Source organism: Rhodocytophaga aerolata, assembly GCF_030503435.1.
GTDB lineage: Bacteria > Bacteroidota > Bacteroidia > Cytophagales > 172606-1 > Rhodocytophaga > Rhodocytophaga aerolata.
Genome location: NZ_JAUKPO010000042.1, coordinates 1 through 16,278 on the forward strand (window position 1 = coordinate 1; position 16,278 = coordinate 16,278).

A 16,278-nucleotide genomic window follows, 5' to 3' on the forward strand; every position below is an offset into this window, starting at 1 on the left:
CTTTGAATATCGCCTAATTTATCGTATATTAACTCGGTATTTTTATCAAAATAGTGCAATTTCAAACCACCTCCAAAAAAGTGTTTGCGGAAAAACTGTGTCTGGTTTTTGATGCCCGACTGCTCAAACACCCTGTCGTATACCTCTTTTTCTGCCTTGGTTAGATAAAAGCTGCCGACAGCATACTTTGTTTTTTGCTCCTCCGGTTTAGGCTTGGGTCCACCAATGCCTTTACGGGATTTGACCTCTTTCCCGCTGACAGCATCCTTGCTGCCTTGGGCTTTGTCTGACTGCTTTTTCATAGAGTAGTTAGCCTTTGTATGTGTACCCTTTTTACCCGTCCGACTACGGAGGTAAGGGCTTTTTCCTCCATCCGTTAGGTGGAGGCTAGATCGTTCCAATGAGCTCATGTAACGAACTGACCAGAGGGAATTGAGTTATTTAGTGAATGGAACACATCTAGCTATTCTTTACCAAGAATACGATCTCCAAAGATATACCTTTCTGCTCAATTTCTAGCTTTTTGAGTAAAATTTCCTTTTTAACCTAGCTTCTTTCTATTATTAGTCTATTATTAGTCTATTTTTAGTCAAAAGTTCTATTTTGATTAGGAATAGTCAATAATTAGTCTAATATTTGTCTATTATTAGTCAACATGAAAAAAATAACGAAAGAAGATATACTAGAAGCTTATGCTTTGAAGAAAGGAAAGCGTAATCAACTCTTGTTTTACTATTATAAGCAGGAGTATTTTTCAGAGAAACTTCCTGCTGACATTATTGCTAAAAGGATATCTGAAGACTTAGGTATTCCTATTAATCGTAATATGATTTATCTAATCATTAAACGATATGCTAAAAACCAATTCTTTACTCTCCCCTCCAAAGTAGTAACTCTTCCCCCTACTGTGGATACCTTTTCGGGTATACAGGTAATTAAGGAGGAGAAAGCAGAAGAGAGTAAAAAAGTACAAGCAGAGCAGGAAGATGATGATTATAAGTATATTCCTAAAAATACAGAAGACAAACCTAGGGTAAATCCATATGCTGGTTTGTTTAGTAAAAACAAGGAAAATAAAGAATAGATAAATTTTATTCTTTTTTTTCTTGCAACAGTTTAAGTTATAGTCTAACTTCAACTATTAAATTACATTTAATCATTTATATGGAAACAACAGTAATTGCTTCAAAGCAAATCATTTTATCGACACAGGCAAAAGGCGGATCTGGTAAAACAGCAGTATCTACTTTCATAGCAGGGGAAAATCAAACAGCCCAAATCGCTGATTTTGATACTTTCTGCCGAAGTATATCTACTATACTGCCTTTCCGGAATCCCATGATTTTTTCCTTACATAACAAGAATGGAATCTATGACAAAAGCCGGATTCTCCAATTTTTTCAAGAGGTAGAACAAAGCACATTGGACTATTTCATCTGCGATCTGTCTTCCAGGGACTCCTGTGAAATTCCCTTTTATCTTCCAGCTAATGATGGGGTGATAATGGAATATCTCAAACTTGCTGATATCCAGCTTTGCTTTGCTGTAGTTATTGCAGGGGGTAATATGTTTACTTCATGTCTTGAGTACTTAAAAAGTATACATAAAACCTATAAGGGAGGTTCTATAATCCTTGCTTATAAAAACCTATTCTTTGAATTCAGCAACAATCAATCCTTGGCTTTGTCTCGCTTCTGTGAGGACAATAGCATTTTACTCAAACATCTTCCTGTACTTAATTAACATTTTCCACAATTAAATTTTAAAAACTATTCAAATGAAAAAGAAACAATTAATTTTTATCACCCAAGCTAAAGGCGGATCTGGTAAATCTATTTTAACCTTTTTGCTGGCCGAGAAGTTTAGAAAAGCTACTATTATAGAAATGGATGATGCTACTAAAACAACCACTATTTATTTAGCCTATCGGAATCCTATACGCGTAACATTTTTAAATAAAAGAAAGCAGATAGACCGGGCCTTGTTTAACGATTTCTTAGAGGAAATTGCTCAAAGCGAAGATGAGTTATTTATTTGTGATTTGGGTGCTGCTATTTCTGAACAACTGCCGTTCTATTTAATAGAAGAAAATGAAATTCTGCCTGAGTTATTAGAAGCATTGAACCTAGAAATTATTTTCCTGATAGTAGTAGGCGGTGGTAACATCTTTTCTCAAACATTCTCTTATTTGAAAGAACTTCACAAAGTGGCAGGGCCAACGGTGCCTATGTATGTAATGAAAAATGGCCATTTTGATTTTGACCAAGAGCAGGAAGAGCTTTTAGAAGCCTACACTTCGGCTAAAAAGCTACCGGTTCATTACTACAATATTACTGAAGACAAGAATGATCCGGCTCAAAATAGAGTAAAGGAAGTACTCAAATCAGGTTTAGGGATAGATGCAGCAATTACGTATTCAAAAATATTGTTCCAAAAAGCAATTAATAGATTAAATATCAGCTTTGATAACCTTTTGTAGCAAAAACAAAGGCTGCCAAAGAATAACTTTAACTTTTACACTATCCTTAATTTAAAATCGCAATTTATGCTAGATGCCAATGATGTTTCAGGCAAAATGCTAACAGAACAGCAGAAAAGAGACTTCTGTGCCCTAATGCTTCGCCGGTATGGTGTACAACTGGAAACAGTCAATGAATTGCTACCGGCTTTCTATGTCAATTATCTGGCGGCCTCTATTTCTGAGAAAACAAGCAAAGAATCCAGGGAATCGATCATTATGCTTTTTAAAAGTTTTGCTGCAGAAACACAAAAGGCCAAAGAGGAATTTGTTTCTCATAGTGGGCAGGCGATTACACAGATTACCTCTATTGTATCCGAGTTTGAAAAAAACACGGCATCCAAGGTAGCGAATTTTGAAACCAAGCAGTACCGGTTTGATGATCCCAAAACAGCTTTCTTTTTTGCTTTTGGTAAATATGGAATAGCTGGCTGCTTTGTTTCCCTGCTGCTCTTTATTTGTTTTATGGTGATGTATTTAAACCGCTAATAAGTGGCTTTTTATAATCCTTCCCTCATTTTACGTAAGATAAGATGGGGGAAACTTTTTTAGAAAGTACTAATAAATTAAACCGTTTATTCAATAATTATTAAAATTGACAAAAATAAATTTCCCATCACTGATCGCCTCTACAATAATAAAACCTTTGGACAGATAGCAGTAGATCCGGAAAGTTATGATTATTTATTCTCCAAAAAAGAGATGCTTAATAAGCTTTATTAATCTTTTCTGCTGTTAAAACCCCCAGTCAGGTATGTATCGCAAGCAGTCATGGATGTGTTTAATAACGAACGATGAAAAAACTGCAAAAAAGTTATGGCATTTACGGGGTGAAGTAGAAACTTGCCAGGGCATATACACAAATAAATTATTGGCTATTACAATTTATTCCATTAAGCGTGAAAAAGAAGGAATAGCTGTTTCTCTGATGAGTTTTTATAAAAACATGCTTACTACCGTTATAGATGCTACCTATAAATACGATTTTAATGAAGAAAACAGTTTTCTGCCAGAGAGCATCAAAGACAAATCGGCTTCTCTTGTAGAGTTAGTGGTTAGTTTTGAGATATTCAGAAATATGCACTGGTTGAAACCAAATATATTGCACGCAAAAAACAGATCAAGGACAAAACCATCAATTGTGTCTATCAGAACGAATCTACTTTCCCGGTAGAAATCATTGATTCTACTTACTTCACTACCCTTGTAAAATCGGATGCGTTCAAGGTATTTGGCCATTTCCGCCTGCAACCTTGTGGGGAGGGATCTAAAGAAAGGAAGCTGATCTGGATTAATGATTTTATTAAAGATAAATACACTGCTAGGGAACCTAAGATTCTTTCGCGTGGAGAAAAGGCAGAAAAAGCCTGACAGACGTATCTAGTCTGGTTTTACTCCAGAGTCGAAAAACTAGCTCTTGACTGCTCCACCATGGAATGTTCATTTTTGAATGCAAACTTTCAACTCAGTGATAGAAGCATCCAAATAGGATATTTTTGAATGGTTCACGCAAAATAAAGGGATGCGTAGTGAATTACTTTATGAAATTTCCTTTATTGTATCTGACGCTGATGAATTAACAGCAAAGCATTTAGCAGCTATCAGATTTGAGGATATAGAGATTATTGTTTCCCTAGCTATGCTTCACAAAATCAGAAAAAAGCATAGCCAAAACATAAAAAATAGGCTGCCTTTCTTCCAGTAGATGCTATAGAAGAAGCGCAGATGGGTACTTAGCTAACCTACAAAGGAAACCACTTAAGCCATTTGTAGCTCAAATCATCAAAAGATAGGGAGAAGCCCTTTCATACGGGGACACTGGTATCTTTATACAAGATTATATATTAAATTTATTCGATTAATTCTAAATTTACCACCTGAAAAGATAAAAGTATCTGTATAGCAACCTTACAATCAATGGATGAGCCAAAAAAAGATGACTTTAAAAATTATAGATCGTACTCCTACAATGATGCTCTCAGACTTGTTCAATACGAGCTAAATCTATTAGAACAAAATCACGGAGTATTGAAAAAATGGTCTATTGAGCACCACTTTTCTTATACCACCATTGTGAATATAAAAAATGATAAACTTGGATCAGAGGCACCAAAAATGCTACTCAAAATACTCATTGCGCTAGGATTCGAGGCAAAATTGACCATTGATATAATCAGCACTGGCAAAGGAAGAAATGAGTTTGAAGAAAAACAATCCTATATCCTTAGAAGAATAAGTACTAAATAATCGTAACTGTTCTTTTTTCAATTTAGACCCTATGAATCTTATAAATAGGAGAAAAAAGCAACCTTCTTTCCCATCAGTAGCAAAACACCTACCAATTTTTGTTGATTCTGCCACATTCCGGTCCATGGATGGCTTAACAATACGCTCCCTGACAATAGAGAGCACACTCCCCTCCTATTTCTCACATAATTCTTTTTATGGTAAGGCTTAATACGTATGCAGACCTGTTAATCGCCTCATAGAAGACTTAAGAAACATGTAGGGTGTCTTCTGCGAAGTGCTTAATGAATCACCCGGCTGTGATGTGACAGGTCTTATGCCTTTGGTCAGGCCTAAGCCTAAATATTTTTTAGCGCATTGGCAGAGGCTGGTTACCGTTCAATGACTTTGCTGTGTCTTGAACTGCAGGAAATACAAGGGATGATGGCTTCCCCTTTCCCTAGAATTCTATGGTTGCGCCAGCAAAGACTTTAGACTAATGCACAATTACCGAAAGATCTTCGGCAGGTACAGTAGTATTACTATTTACTTTTAACCCTTATCAAGTAATCTCTATACTATGAGATATAATGCCCTTGACTATTCCTAATAGCTTTTCTAAGTCATGTTTTATGTCTATTTAAATTTGTTTCATATTTCTACTTAACCATATCAATTTCATTTGTACTAACTATATTTTCAATACAATTAATGCTTTTAATTAGTATTATTTAATATATTTTTTTGTTACTTTTTATACTATCAAATAGTATTATACTTTTAATTCAAACTTAATAAATCAAATGTATTTCTCAAGTCCATATTTCCAAGGATATATATTTAAAACTTTGTCAATAAAGAACAAAGAATATTATTAAAAGTATGCTACATATATAATGTATAATACTTTTAATATGTATTATACATTATAAAAGAGGTGTGCGTTTTAAAAGTATTATACCATATAATACTTTTATTTAATTTTTGGTTTTCTGCCTACTTTTTTTCGGTTACGGACTTTTTCAGGGCGAGGTTTAACATCTTTATCTTTAAAATATTGACTTAATGCCTCATTAATGATCTCAATTTGTGTCATTCCTTCCCAATGGCCCCAATCTTTCATTTTTTCTATGATAGTAGAAGGTACAAAGGCAGTGACCTTACTTAAAGAATTGTCATCTGCTACAGTTTGCTCTACAATCGCTTGTTTAATTTGAGGAAGAGGTTTAAAATCAAATGTTTTATTTTCTTTCGCCATAATTGTTTATTCTCTCAAGAATTTCTTTAGTTAGATTATAATAATCAGCAGCCCCATTACTTTCAGGAGCATAATCAAAAATATTAATGCCCTTGGCTTGTGCCTCAGATAATGCGATGTTATCACGAATATAAGTTTGCAGGAACCTATCTTGTAATTGTTCAGATGCACTAGCAATCAAATCATGACTAAGTTTTTTTCTTATTCTTGGATTGTAGCGTGTAGCAAAAACTCCACCTAACAAAATACCATTACTTATTTGCTGGATGTCATTTGCAAATTGTAAGAAATTTCTGAGTCCTTCATAGCTAAGAAATTCGGGCTGTAATGGTATAAAATACTCACTGCATGCAACTAGTGCTATTCTTGTTAACCCCGATAGAGCAGGAGGGCAGTCAATAATCACATAATCATATCGACTTTTAATTTTGTCTAAAGCTATCTTTAAATTGAAGGGATATACTGCAGCAGACTTTATTGCTTCTTCTTTTGCTGTTAAAGCCACAGAAGAGGGTAATATATCTAATAGGCCATTGGAAAGTACTACCTGCTCGAACTTAGCTTCATTTAAGATAAAAGATCCAACATTTGTGTCTACTTCTTCTTGTGAAAAACCGAACGACCTAGTCAAACTAGCTTGAGCGTCTAAGTCAATCATTAGTGTTCTGCCTCCACTTTTAGCAAGTGCTGCTCCTATATTTTGTGCAGAGGTAGTTTTGCCTACTCCACCTTTGTTATTTACAATAGCTAATACTTTCATGGTTTTTGACAAAAATAGTAATTAATGCATATCAAATGTTTTGTATTTACAATTAGATTAGAACTCTACGAAAGTATTAAATTAAAAATACTTTTATGCTTATTAATATGTTTAATACTAAAATTTATATTAATACATATAATACTTTTTATACTAATAATTTATATTTTAAGAATTAGTAAGTATAGTTAGTAACTAAATCCTTCTACAATTATATTTTTATTTACTTTTAACATTTTCACAAAACCATTAAAAGGGTATGTTGTCGTTCCTTTTGCAATAGCTTCTTTGTATAGTTCTTCAGCCTTATTAATTGATATTAATTGTTGCAAAACTTCGATTTGTGATTTCGTAGCAATTTTGCTGGTCTTAGCCTTATTCTTTGATGATTTGAATTCTTCCATCAAATGAAGATCAACTATAGCTTTATAGATGGCGCCATTTAAGCTTTTAATTTTGCCTGTAGATTTCTCTTTCTTCTTAACTGAGATTACGTGATTTATATAGTCTTCATTGATAATACCTTCATTTATTAATTCAGCTATTTTAGGAATACTTTTAATACTTATTCCCAGGCTAATTAAAAGATTGTAAATGGGTTCTTCAAATTCTTTTTCTAAACTGTTCGAAGGGCCCACATTTACTTGAAATATAATTTCTTTGACCGCTCTACCGTCTTTAATCTCTTTAAATGAAAAAGGTCTATCACTTGTCTTGAGTTCATCTTGAACAGGAATGATAATTCTTCTCTTAAAGTCAGCATATAAATCATATTTATCTTGGGCTTCCTTACCAAAAAGCATTGCTTTCAATTCAGATATAGAAATTTTGTATTGATTAGTATTAAAGAGAGATTTCAACAACCAGTAAATACGAATTGCATGAGGATTTTTGATCTGAGTCAATTGATAGAGTTCTGCAGTAGTGAAATTACCAGCTAATTGTAGCAAAAATGGTTTTGCATCATCAAAAAATTTAGAATAAATGTAGCCACTACCTTTTTTATGCATACAACGTGCAACTATAACAACAAAATCGAAAGTGTCTTTTTCGTTCTTCTTTGCATTAATTTTAAAACCAGTTAGGTTGTCGCATGCTTCTTTCAATGATTTATAACTGTCCCCATCTAAAGTAGAAATTACTTCATTTATAGGAATTCTTATCCAATCGAATGATGTATCACTTTTGTTCAATCGAGCAAGCATTGAAATAAATATCCGGCTCTCGATTACGCCCATACTATATCTACCGGTAATTAAATTATTATGCTGAGCCAGGTCTCTATTCTCTTGAGTCTTAAAGAGCTCAAATTGAGGCTTTAGTTTCATAGTAAGTATTTTGCTCAAAATACAAATAATTATGACAATTAAATCAAGTTGTCATAATTATTTCAATCATTTCGAGGTATCTGTCATAATTAGATTAGTTTCGAGTTATGTGTCATATTTAAAAATTTTAGTGGTAATTGTCATAATTCATCGTGGTATCTGTCATAGTTAAGTTAAATACATAGTTGGTGTTGAATTAAATAGTGGTATATGTCATAATTCAGATGTTTCGTGGTAAGTGTCATAGTTGTAGTGGTATCTGTCATAGTTTATAGTGGTAAGTGTCATAGTTGTAGTGGTATCTGTCATAATAAATGAAGTGTTTTAGTGGTAATTGTCATAATTCATCGTGGTATCTGTCATAGTTGAAGTTTTAAATCATTGATTACAAGGGATTTATGGAGCTTTAATAAGTAATAGTAAATAAAATAGCTACTAATTAGTTAGTAGCTATTTTATTTAGAAAGCATTTAAAAATGTATTAATAGAATATAATTCCTTATTGGAATTATATTCTATTAAATTAGTCGAGTTTTAGCCAAATTGTATTAAACATGTTTATTTAAATTGGATAAATATAATATTAAATAATATTATATTTATAAAGTCGGGAAATAACCCGACAAATATGACAAAACCCTCGAAGTAGGATTTATATTCTATAAAAGACTTCTACTATTTAATTAAGTTTTGAGAATCAATTATAGCTTTCAATTCATCTATCTGTTTATAAGCCTGAGTAAGTTGTCCTTTGAGAAAAGCTACCTGGCTCATGAGTGATTCAATGGTAGGGTCGGGGGTAGGCCAGGGCACCAGCTCATCCCCTTTACGAGCCTGTGAAGCATAGCCCCGGCAGGTAGAAGAGCAGTACTGCGCTTGAGATCTGGAAGCAAAGAATTCAGTGCCACACCAGGCGCATTGTTTATCAAAGACTTTTGCATTGGCTTTAAAATGGGCACGATTGAATTTAGGCATAGGAGAGGAATAAGTGAGTTAGAAATAGTTTATAATCATTAGCTGCCAATATATGACATTTAAACGTTATAATAGCGTTTAAATGTCATATATCCAAAATCTACTATTCTTTTTTATTTAATTAATCATCTATTAACTTTTCTACTATCTTGTATACATGTCCCAAGATATGAAAACCCACGAAATGCATCCCTTATTTCCCAGCGGAGAGTGGGAAGGTTTCTATTCCTATTACCCAGGAGATAAACATTTAATGCAATGTAGCTTCACTTTTTGTAATGCCCTTATTACTGGAAGGGGTAATGATGATATAGGATCTTTTAGCTGGAAAGGAGTGTACAATACAGCTGTTCTCAGCTGTAGCATGACCAAGTTCTATAGCTCCCATACCGTATTCTACACAGGGGAAGTAGATGAAAATGGCATCTGGGGAAACTGGGATATAGATGGAATATGGAGGGGAGGCTTTCATCTTTGGCCAAAAACCAAACAAGAAAATCAGCACGCTCAAAAGGTAGAAATTGAGACCTTGCTACAGCAACCACTAATACAGGTATTAAAATAAATGGATACTTATTAATAGTATTTAAGTAGGGACCTTATAGATTTACACTTGGGTATTACTTACTAAAAAAGGATGTAAATTAAATAAGCGGGGAGGCTAATAAGAATAAAGACGGAGCAATGAAAAATTACACTCATTATCAGTTCTAAAAAAGCCATTGGGTAAAGAATAACACCTGTTTAGGTAATAACCTTAAAAGCCACTCGAATGACCAATCCAACACCTACACCTGGCAAGCAACCTTCCTTTCAGTTTATGGGTAACGCATCTTTGTACGGTCCTTGGCTACTACTAATCAGTTTACTGTTGGTGTTTAACCTTTTCAGTCCGCTCAATTTCCTGCTTACCCAGTTGAGTTATTCCAATTCTATTAGTGATCTTCTGTTTAACCGGGCTACAATAGTTGACTGGTTTCTTCACGCCTCAATCACCCTCTTAACGCCCATTGCCCTTGTTAATTTTTGGTACAAAAAGTCAATTACGCCTTTGCTATTTATCGCTTGTCTATCTTTATCACTATTGGTCGATGTCCTGGAAAGCATTGCCGTTAGCCATAGTTCCGGAGTTTTGCGAATGCAACGGGAAAGGGTTTACTATAGCTTAGTATTCCGGAGCCTTTTTTGTTTGCCAGCTATTTTATACTTAGTCAGGTCAAGGCATGTCAAAAAGTTGTTCATTAGATGAAGCGCTTAGAGTACTCTTCCAGCGAGTCATCGTCTGAGCAATAGAGCTCGTTGTCAAAAGTTGCCCATATTAGTTTGCCATCAGTTGTGATTTCTATCATGATTAAATCTCTCTGCAAGCGTTTGGTTTCAAACTCCCCGGCTAAGATCTGGCAAGCAAACATTTCTCTTCTTCATTTACCGGCAGCAGATTCAGATCAATTCGTAGATGATCAAACATGCCCATTAGAATATAAATAAGAAGGATGAGTTAATTTAGTTCATGAAAGCTAGGTTAAGTTAGGGGAGGCTTTTTGCAATTCCCGCTCATAGAGCCTTTTGACAGCCATGGGATGAAAAGCTTTGCCATAGCGGGTTTTGAATCCGGCTTGATTTAGTTCTTGGGCAATGGCTCGATAGGTTGACCCATTCTGGCGTAAGAGCCGGATCACGGTCAGAGCTCTTACCCAATGCTCATCACTTCTGGCATTCTCCATCAACTTAGCTGTGCCTTTTTTTCTTATCTCATCCGTGAGAGTAAGATATGGACTACCCAACTTATAGCCTCTCTCTTTTTTTGCAGCCAAGGCTGCCTTGGTCCGCTCTGAGATCATCTTGCGTTCTTTCTCTGCCAGCGCAGCAAACAGGTGCACCGTGAAATGATCCGCAACCGGTATATCTAAAGCTTTAAATGCTACGCCTGATTCTAGTAGCGATGAAATAAAAAATACATTACGAGAAAGACGGTCTAGTTTGGCAATCACCAGTAAGGCTCCTTTGGCTTTTGAGAGTGTGATCGCTTTTAAAAGTTCTGGTCGGTTACTGTTTTTTCCTGATTCAACATCGGTAAACTCTGCTAGTAGTGTTCCACTCTTGCAAAAGTCTGCGACCATTTTTTGTTGAGCCGAGAGGCCAAGCCCACTCAGACCTTGCTTTTGGGTAGAGACCCGGTAGTAGGCTATATAGATGTTCATAGAAGAGGAGTGAAACGTAAATTTTCTCAATCTACAAAAAAATTTCTTTTGTCACAACTCAGCAACGCACGTTTATGATCTGATAAATTTGGCTATATTTCCCAATTAATTTAAAAAAGCATGATTGAACTCAAGAAAATCTCTCCGGAGGACACCCTGGAGGTAAGCAAAATGAAGGATAAGTTTAACCGCTACGTTATGCAGATGAAAATTCAATGGAGTGAACTTTCATTTGAGGAGCGAAAGGACTTGTATGCGAAGCTTCGAAAAGTGGAAGATAAGCTTAGTCAATATGAGTAGGAGCAAGGAGGGAGTATAACCACCAAACCTCTACAATGAATTGTTAACAATCTATTATATATATGTATGCAAACCTATATTGCCTACTATAGAGTCTCTACTAAAGGTCAGGAGCAGTCTGGCTTAGGCCTGGAAGCACAGCGGAAAGTGGTGGAAAGTTATATTAAAAACAAAGGTCACATTCTGGAAGAATTCACTGACATTGAATCAGGGAAAAATGATAGTCGAAAAGAATTGCAAAAAGCCATCAGCCTGGCTAATCAAAAAGGAGCTACTTTGCTGATTGCAAAACTAGATAGGCTGTCTCGAAATCTAACATTTATTTCTTCACTCATGGATAGTGGGGTAAAATTCCTCTGCTGTGACCTGCCCGAAGCCAATGAGTTTACCATCCATATTTTTGCTGCCCTTGCCCAGCAGGAACGCAAGATGATTTCCCAGCGTACTAAAGCAGCTTTGGAGGTAAAAAAGAAAGCCGGCATCAGGTTAGGTTCACCTCAAAACTTCACTTATGAGCATCGAGTGAAGGGAGGCAGTAGCAGAACAGAAAAGGCCAAAGAGGTGCTGGCTAATAAACAAGCAGCTAAAATCATTGTAAGGCTGAGAAAAGAAAGGTGGACCCTTGCCGCTATAGCAGCTGAGTTGAATATGGACGGATATCGGACTTCCATGGGAAAGCTGTTTACACCCATGAGCGTTAAGCGACTTTTTGACCGCTATTGGCTAGTATAATAGTCTATAGTAGATTTATTTACTCATTGTGCTGATGTTTTAATTTCAGGCTAATTAGCTTTTGATACAACTTATGTGCCATCGTATCTAACTCTTGATGGAACTCATACGCATCTATACTCAGATAACTTTTCATCCATTCATCATACAAATTATATAAATTTTCATTTTGCTCTTCTACGCTGAATCCTGTTAAGGTAAGTATACTATGTGTTAAATCACAATAATAGGGCTCGGTAATAATCAGCAGATCGTTTAACCCATAGATTAATTTATGAGATTTCATTTCTTCTTTAATCAGCTTTACAATAAGCTCAGGTGTTATCAAAGATGCGTCAGATTGCATATAGTTAAACAGGTTGAATAAAATTTAAGTAATTACCAAATATACGCAATTTTATTATATTTAGGAACTATAGTTCCTGTTTTACTGAACTTTGCCTGCTTATTTTTCCTCCATGGATACCATCGGGCAAGTTTTCGGGGCTGTTCTCTATAAAATAAGACAACAGAAAGGGCTTACACAGGAGAAATTAGCCGAAAGAAGTAATGTAGATAGGAAATATATCTATCTACTGGAAAAAGGAAAAAGACAACCTACGTTGACCACTATATTTGCACTGGCAAGCGCATTGGCTATAAGCCCACTTGAATTAATTGAAGAAGTTTTAAAGCAGCTGAAATCTGAACAATAAAAAACAGGGGGCATTCTATAGAAAAAGAAGGAGATAAATAACATTTTCAGTATCCATGCTTCTATCTTAATTCATTTTTGCTGAGCGGCTTATAAAGGTCATCCGGAGGAAATATTTCTCCTGGAGGGTTTTAAAATTTCATCTATATAAGCATTGGGCTATCTTAACCAGGGAAGGCGGTTTGCCATCGTGATCCTTATGGAATATAACAACGTGGGCAATGACTGATGTTTTATTTGTTTTTCTTGAGCAACTAGAGAAAGTTTAATTGCTAGAATGGGTTATCATCTTGCCTGCCGTGTAAAAAATTTATTAGTCTTCCCAGCTTAAGAACATGTTCTTTTTTAAACTATAAGGCCACCCTCGTTTGCTATGATATCATCTTTCGTTCTTTTTACGCGTGTGCTGCAAATATGTGATAAGTAAAGTGCTCATAATTGATTCTGTTCAAAATAAAAGCATCCATAGTCTACCTTATGATTATCTATTTCTAGGCAGGTAAAATGGTTGATAAAAAATGATAAAAATTATCCCTCTAAATCTTTAAAAAACTCCTTCATGCTTATATTATGGATATCTAAAATCCGAAGCAGACTTGCAAAAGTAAAGTTAGTGCCTTTCTCATGATTACCATAGCCCACTCTTGGCAGGTCATGATCGTAGGCAAATTTTTCATAGGAACTATAGCCTTTTTCTATCCGGAGCCTTTTGATCTTGGCAGCAATTTGTAAAATTCTTGGATCGATTGATTGCTCTTTCACCATTAGGAAACATTTTGAGGGAAAGTTGGGAAAGAAACGCATAAGATTAAACCTATTTAACAATGTTTAAAATAAAATACATAATATAATTTCATAAATCTACTAATCTGTGTATCTTTGTCATATGTTATCGGTGTATAGATGTACAATTGGTCATTAGAAGCTCTATTTTATCCGTGCTAAAAAAGAAAAATAAGTATGAAACAGATACAATGTAAATAGTAGACTATTCTTTCAATAAAGAAGTAAGCACCACAGATAGGGAAGATGGCAATGTGCGTAATCTTCATACATGATTTGACGGCAGAGAAAGGGATGAGCGGATACTAAGAGTGTATATTAATAAAAATAAGAAAAACCCTTTCATGAACAAACCTAAAGATACCTTTTTTGCCACCATGCACCATAGCCAACAGGCAGACTTTGCCCTCATTGAAAAAGCTTCCCGACAACACATCAGCTATGAACTGATCAGCAGTCTGATCTGCCTGGAAATGGCTAGTAAGCCTGAGGGCTTTGTTAATGAATTTTGTAAAGGTGATAAGTCATTTATGCAGGCAATGATGGACTTTTTAAATAATTCTGAATTTGCCAGAGACACGTCAACATTCGTTTGCTACTTTCTGGCAACCCTTGGTTACAGGGTGAAAATGACGGTCGTTATTTCATTTTCCGACCAGGACATAGATAATCCCGTGGAAGAAGCTTCCTATTATTTTAGTAAGCCAAGCAATTAACAAAACAGCCTCAGCAAATAGTAGCCATGTGCTTTTATAGACTGTCTACAAAATAAAGAAGCTTTGCTAGCTGACCCGTCAGGTAGCGTAAACAATTATGGGGGCGAAGATTCCCTCCACTAGCTATAAATAGTCAACCAGTTTATCATTTTTAAACAATCCATTGTATGAACGATCACAACAGCAGCCGTAGCTACAACCTTATCATAGAAGCCATCGGCAAACGCATCATCGCCTTACGCAAACTAAAAGGCTATTCTCAGGCAGAATTAGCCGAACGATGTGGAAAAAAGCCACAGAGTCTGGAAAGGGTGGAAAATGGAAAAATCAATCCTTCTATCAAATTTCTCCTTGCCATTGCCTTTGGACTAGGAATAAGCTTAAAGGAACTGCTAGATGTTCAGATGGCATAAGGGGCAAAAGGGGAAAGAAATAGAATTATTTGTATGCTTATGTGCTGGGCGTAGATTCAAAAGCAGGCTCTTTCGAAAAGAAATGAGTCTGCTTCCATAAAAGAATTTTTTACCCCTCTTGCCCTCCTTTTCAGTGCTCAAAGATGATCCATTAGATATAGGGTTTAGGTGGAAGAGATACTATACGCTCAACTATTGCCAAAGAAAGCGGCCCCTGGAAAGTAGGGCATAAGAGCGGCTATAGTTGCTCAAGAGCATATTCAGTTTAAAATCATCCATAAAAGCAATAATTTATGAAAACGGCTGTAATTGGTTCAAGAAGCTTTACTAACTATACCATTGTGGAAGATACCCTGGATGGCTATGATCTCCCGCTGATCATTTCAGGAGGAGCCATTGGGGCAGACTCGCTGGCTGAGCGCTATGCAGAGGAGAAGGGAATACCTACCTTGATCTTCAAACCAGACTATGAGAAGTATGGAAAGAGTGCTCCCATCCTGCGCAATAAAGAAATTATAGATGCCGCAGAAAGGGTGATTGCCTTTTGGGATGGCAAAAGCCGGGGTACAGCATACACCATCAAGTATGCCCTGCAAAAAGGGCTAACGGTTCATTGCATCCCTTACTATAAGCATAGGCTGATAGGGACATCCATTGAATGAGGATAGCTCTAGTTTTGAAAAGCAGGCGAGCAATCTCTTTTCTGAAACGTACAATATATATCCAGTAAAAATGGCAAAAAAATCAAGAACCCAAGAAAGGCAAGAAGGGGATCTGGATCAGAGTAGTCTTCAGCAAACAGAAAGACAAAGATAAGCTCCAGAGAGGCCTGTACAAATGTCATTTGAAGTATCCGCAGACTTCAAGCGGGAATATAAGAGTTATGCCGTGGAGCAAGGAATGAGCCTGCTAAAGATTTTCAAAGAATCCTTTGAGCTCTACCAGAAAGTCTATCCGGCCAAAAGGCGGTAAATGAAAGTAAATAATTGCCTGCCTTTGGTGTAACTCCACCGTCTTTAGTTCAATATGTTCTTCCTGCAAAATCAGCCATATTGGCAGCAGTTACAAAAACCGGTTAAATAAATCAAAGTTCACTTAGCTAATTTTCATGAGTTTTTGTTACTCTTCTAGAAAGCCAGAATTTGAATAAAGTAGTACATACACGATCTGTTTTAAAGTAATCTATTAGCCATAAAAAAAAGGTAAAAAAGTTAGGGCCAAAAATTGGCCACTCAAATAATTTTTGGCTCTACTTTCTGGCCCCATATTTCGGGCGTTTTTGCATGAATTTGTAACGAGATAAGAGAGGGCCACAAAGGTATGACTTTTTGGTCTTGCTTTAACAATGTTGTTCAGGCTCTATAAGGATAAATA

General features: G+C 35.7%; 24 protein-coding genes. 15 read left to right on the plus strand and 9 right to left on the minus strand.

From position 1 onward, the window contains the following. Window positions 1–302: plasmid mobilization protein (locus tag Q0590_RS32590; protein WP_302041858.1), on the minus strand; the 302-nt coding region annotated here is incomplete at its 3' end. Between the two features lie 353 nt (window positions 303–655). Between Q0590_RS32590 and Q0590_RS32595 the strand changes: the two genes are divergently transcribed. From Q0590_RS32595 to Q0590_RS32620, 6 genes are all read left to right on the plus strand, one after another. Further along, window positions 656–1,084 (plus strand): hypothetical protein, encoded by a 429-nt coding sequence (locus tag Q0590_RS32595; RefSeq protein WP_302041859.1) that lies wholly within the window; start codon window positions 656–658, stop codon window positions 1,082–1,084. Window positions 1,085–1,164: 80 nt separating this feature from the next. Further along, window positions 1,165–1,743: a P-loop NTPase family protein gene (locus Q0590_RS32600; protein ID WP_302041860.1), complete on the plus strand. Its 579-nt coding sequence runs from the start codon at window positions 1,165–1,167 to the stop codon at window positions 1,741–1,743. Window positions 1,744–1,777: 34 nt separating this feature from the next. Further along, entirely contained in the window at window positions 1,778–2,479 is a 702-nt protein-coding gene (locus Q0590_RS32605; protein WP_302041861.1) for a P-loop NTPase family protein, read from the plus strand. A gap of 66 nt (window positions 2,480–2,545) precedes the next feature. Further along, window positions 2,546–3,007 carry a hypothetical protein gene (locus Q0590_RS32610; protein ID WP_302041862.1) on the plus strand — a complete coding sequence of 154 codons (462 nt, stop codon included), beginning with the start codon at window positions 2,546–2,548 and terminating at the stop codon, window positions 3,005–3,007. A 265-nt stretch (window positions 3,008–3,272) separates the two neighbouring features. Beyond that, window positions 3,273–3,692 (plus strand): hypothetical protein, encoded by a 420-nt coding sequence (locus tag Q0590_RS32615; RefSeq protein ID WP_302041863.1) that lies wholly within the window; start codon window positions 3,273–3,275, stop codon window positions 3,690–3,692. 743 nt (window positions 3,693–4,435) lie between these two features. Next, entirely contained in the window at window positions 4,436–4,765 is a 330-nt protein-coding gene (locus Q0590_RS32620; protein WP_302041864.1) for a hypothetical protein, read from the plus strand. Between the two features lie 952 nt (window positions 4,766–5,717). Here the strand turns inward: Q0590_RS32620 and Q0590_RS32625 are convergent. The 4 genes from Q0590_RS32625 to Q0590_RS32640 all read right to left on the minus strand — a co-directional run bounded on the left by Q0590_RS32625 (window position 5,718) and on the right by Q0590_RS32640 (window position 9,065). Continuing rightward, window positions 5,718–6,002, minus strand: a complete 285-nt coding sequence (locus Q0590_RS32625) for a hypothetical protein (RefSeq protein WP_302041865.1) — start codon at window positions 6,000–6,002, stop codon at window positions 5,718–5,720. Continuing rightward, the gene (locus Q0590_RS32630) at window positions 5,986–6,762 is read right to left on the minus strand and encodes a ParA family protein (protein WP_302041866.1); all 777 of its coding nucleotides are present in this window, start codon (window positions 6,760–6,762) and stop codon (window positions 5,986–5,988) included. The genes Q0590_RS32625 and Q0590_RS32630 overlap by 17 nt, the downstream gene beginning before the upstream one ends. Window positions 6,763–6,950: 188 nt before the next feature. Further along, window positions 6,951–8,090, minus strand: coding sequence for a replication initiation protein (locus tag Q0590_RS32635; RefSeq protein ID WP_302041867.1), 1,140 nt, complete (start codon window positions 8,088–8,090; stop codon window positions 6,951–6,953). Between the two features lie 675 nt (window positions 8,091–8,765). Continuing rightward, the gene (locus Q0590_RS32640) at window positions 8,766–9,065 is read right to left on the minus strand and encodes a hypothetical protein (RefSeq protein ID WP_302041868.1); all 300 of its coding nucleotides are present in this window, start codon (window positions 9,063–9,065) and stop codon (window positions 8,766–8,768) included. Between the two features lie 169 nt (window positions 9,066–9,234). On the opposite strand from Q0590_RS32640, the gene Q0590_RS32645 reads away from it, so the two are divergent. Together Q0590_RS32645 and Q0590_RS37690 are read left to right on the plus strand one after the other, a co-directional pair. Then, window positions 9,235–9,630 (plus strand): hypothetical protein, encoded by a 396-nt coding sequence (locus Q0590_RS32645; protein ID WP_302041869.1) that lies wholly within the window; start codon window positions 9,235–9,237, stop codon window positions 9,628–9,630. 255 nt (window positions 9,631–9,885) lie between these two features. Further along, window positions 9,886–10,314, plus strand: a complete 429-nt coding sequence (locus Q0590_RS37690) for a DUF2569 family protein (RefSeq protein WP_366970641.1) — start codon at window positions 9,886–9,888, stop codon at window positions 10,312–10,314. Here the strand turns inward: Q0590_RS37690 and Q0590_RS32650 are convergent. Together Q0590_RS32650 and Q0590_RS32655 are read right to left on the minus strand one after the other, a co-directional pair. After that, window positions 10,307–10,477 (minus strand): hypothetical protein, encoded by a 171-nt coding sequence (locus tag Q0590_RS32650; RefSeq protein WP_302041870.1) that lies wholly within the window; start codon window positions 10,475–10,477, stop codon window positions 10,307–10,309. The two genes, Q0590_RS37690 and Q0590_RS32650, sit on opposite strands and share 8 nt — an antisense overlap. A 105-nt stretch (window positions 10,478–10,582) precedes the next feature. Next, on the minus strand, window positions 10,583–11,266 hold the full coding sequence (locus tag Q0590_RS32655; RefSeq protein WP_302041871.1) for a recombinase family protein: 684 nt from the start codon (window positions 11,264–11,266) through the stop codon (window positions 10,583–10,585). Window positions 11,267–11,386: 120 nt separating this feature from the next. On the opposite strand from Q0590_RS32655, the gene Q0590_RS32660 reads away from it, so the two are divergent. Beyond that, window positions 11,387–11,566: a hypothetical protein gene (locus Q0590_RS32660; RefSeq protein WP_302041872.1), complete on the plus strand. Its 180-nt coding sequence runs from the start codon at window positions 11,387–11,389 to the stop codon at window positions 11,564–11,566. A gap of 66 nt (window positions 11,567–11,632) precedes the next feature. Next, a complete protein-coding gene (locus Q0590_RS32665) occupies window positions 11,633–12,298 on the plus strand; it encodes a recombinase family protein (protein ID WP_302041873.1) in 666 nt (221 codons plus the stop codon). Window positions 12,299–12,317: 19 nt separating this feature from the next. On the opposite strand, the gene Q0590_RS32670 is transcribed toward Q0590_RS32665, so the two are convergent. Then, the gene (locus Q0590_RS32670) at window positions 12,318–12,644 is read right to left on the minus strand and encodes a hypothetical protein (protein WP_302041874.1); all 327 of its coding nucleotides are present in this window, start codon (window positions 12,642–12,644) and stop codon (window positions 12,318–12,320) included. Between the two features lie 91 nt (window positions 12,645–12,735). On the opposite strand from Q0590_RS32670, the gene Q0590_RS32675 reads away from it, so the two are divergent. Next, window positions 12,736–12,993 (plus strand): helix-turn-helix domain-containing protein, encoded by a 258-nt coding sequence (locus tag Q0590_RS32675; RefSeq protein WP_302041875.1) that lies wholly within the window; start codon window positions 12,736–12,738, stop codon window positions 12,991–12,993. Window positions 12,994–13,520: 527 nt separating this feature from the next. On the opposite strand, the gene Q0590_RS32680 is transcribed toward Q0590_RS32675, so the two are convergent. Further along, a complete protein-coding gene (locus tag Q0590_RS32680) occupies window positions 13,521–13,757 on the minus strand; it encodes an XRE family transcriptional regulator (protein WP_302041876.1) in 237 nt (78 codons plus the stop codon). Between the two features lie 362 nt (window positions 13,758–14,119). Here Q0590_RS32680 and Q0590_RS32685 point away from each other — a divergent pair, with 362 nt between their 5' ends. From Q0590_RS32685 to Q0590_RS32700, 4 genes are all read left to right on the plus strand, one after another. Further along, window positions 14,120–14,491 carry a hypothetical protein gene (locus Q0590_RS32685; protein WP_302041877.1) on the plus strand — a complete coding sequence of 124 codons (372 nt, stop codon included), beginning with the start codon at window positions 14,120–14,122 and terminating at the stop codon, window positions 14,489–14,491. Window positions 14,492–14,658: 167 nt separating this feature from the next. Then, the gene (locus Q0590_RS32690) at window positions 14,659–14,904 is read left to right on the plus strand and encodes a helix-turn-helix domain-containing protein (protein ID WP_302041878.1); all 246 of its coding nucleotides are present in this window, start codon (window positions 14,659–14,661) and stop codon (window positions 14,902–14,904) included. Window positions 14,905–15,197: 293 nt separating this feature from the next. Then, window positions 15,198–15,566 carry a DUF2493 domain-containing protein gene (locus tag Q0590_RS32695; RefSeq protein WP_302041879.1) on the plus strand — a complete coding sequence of 123 codons (369 nt, stop codon included), beginning with the start codon at window positions 15,198–15,200 and terminating at the stop codon, window positions 15,564–15,566. A gap of 175 nt (window positions 15,567–15,741) precedes the next feature. Continuing rightward, on the plus strand, window positions 15,742–15,876 hold the full coding sequence (locus Q0590_RS32700; RefSeq protein ID WP_302041880.1) for a hypothetical protein: 135 nt from the start codon (window positions 15,742–15,744) through the stop codon (window positions 15,874–15,876). The last annotated feature ends 402 nt before the right edge of the window (window positions 15,877–16,278 follow it).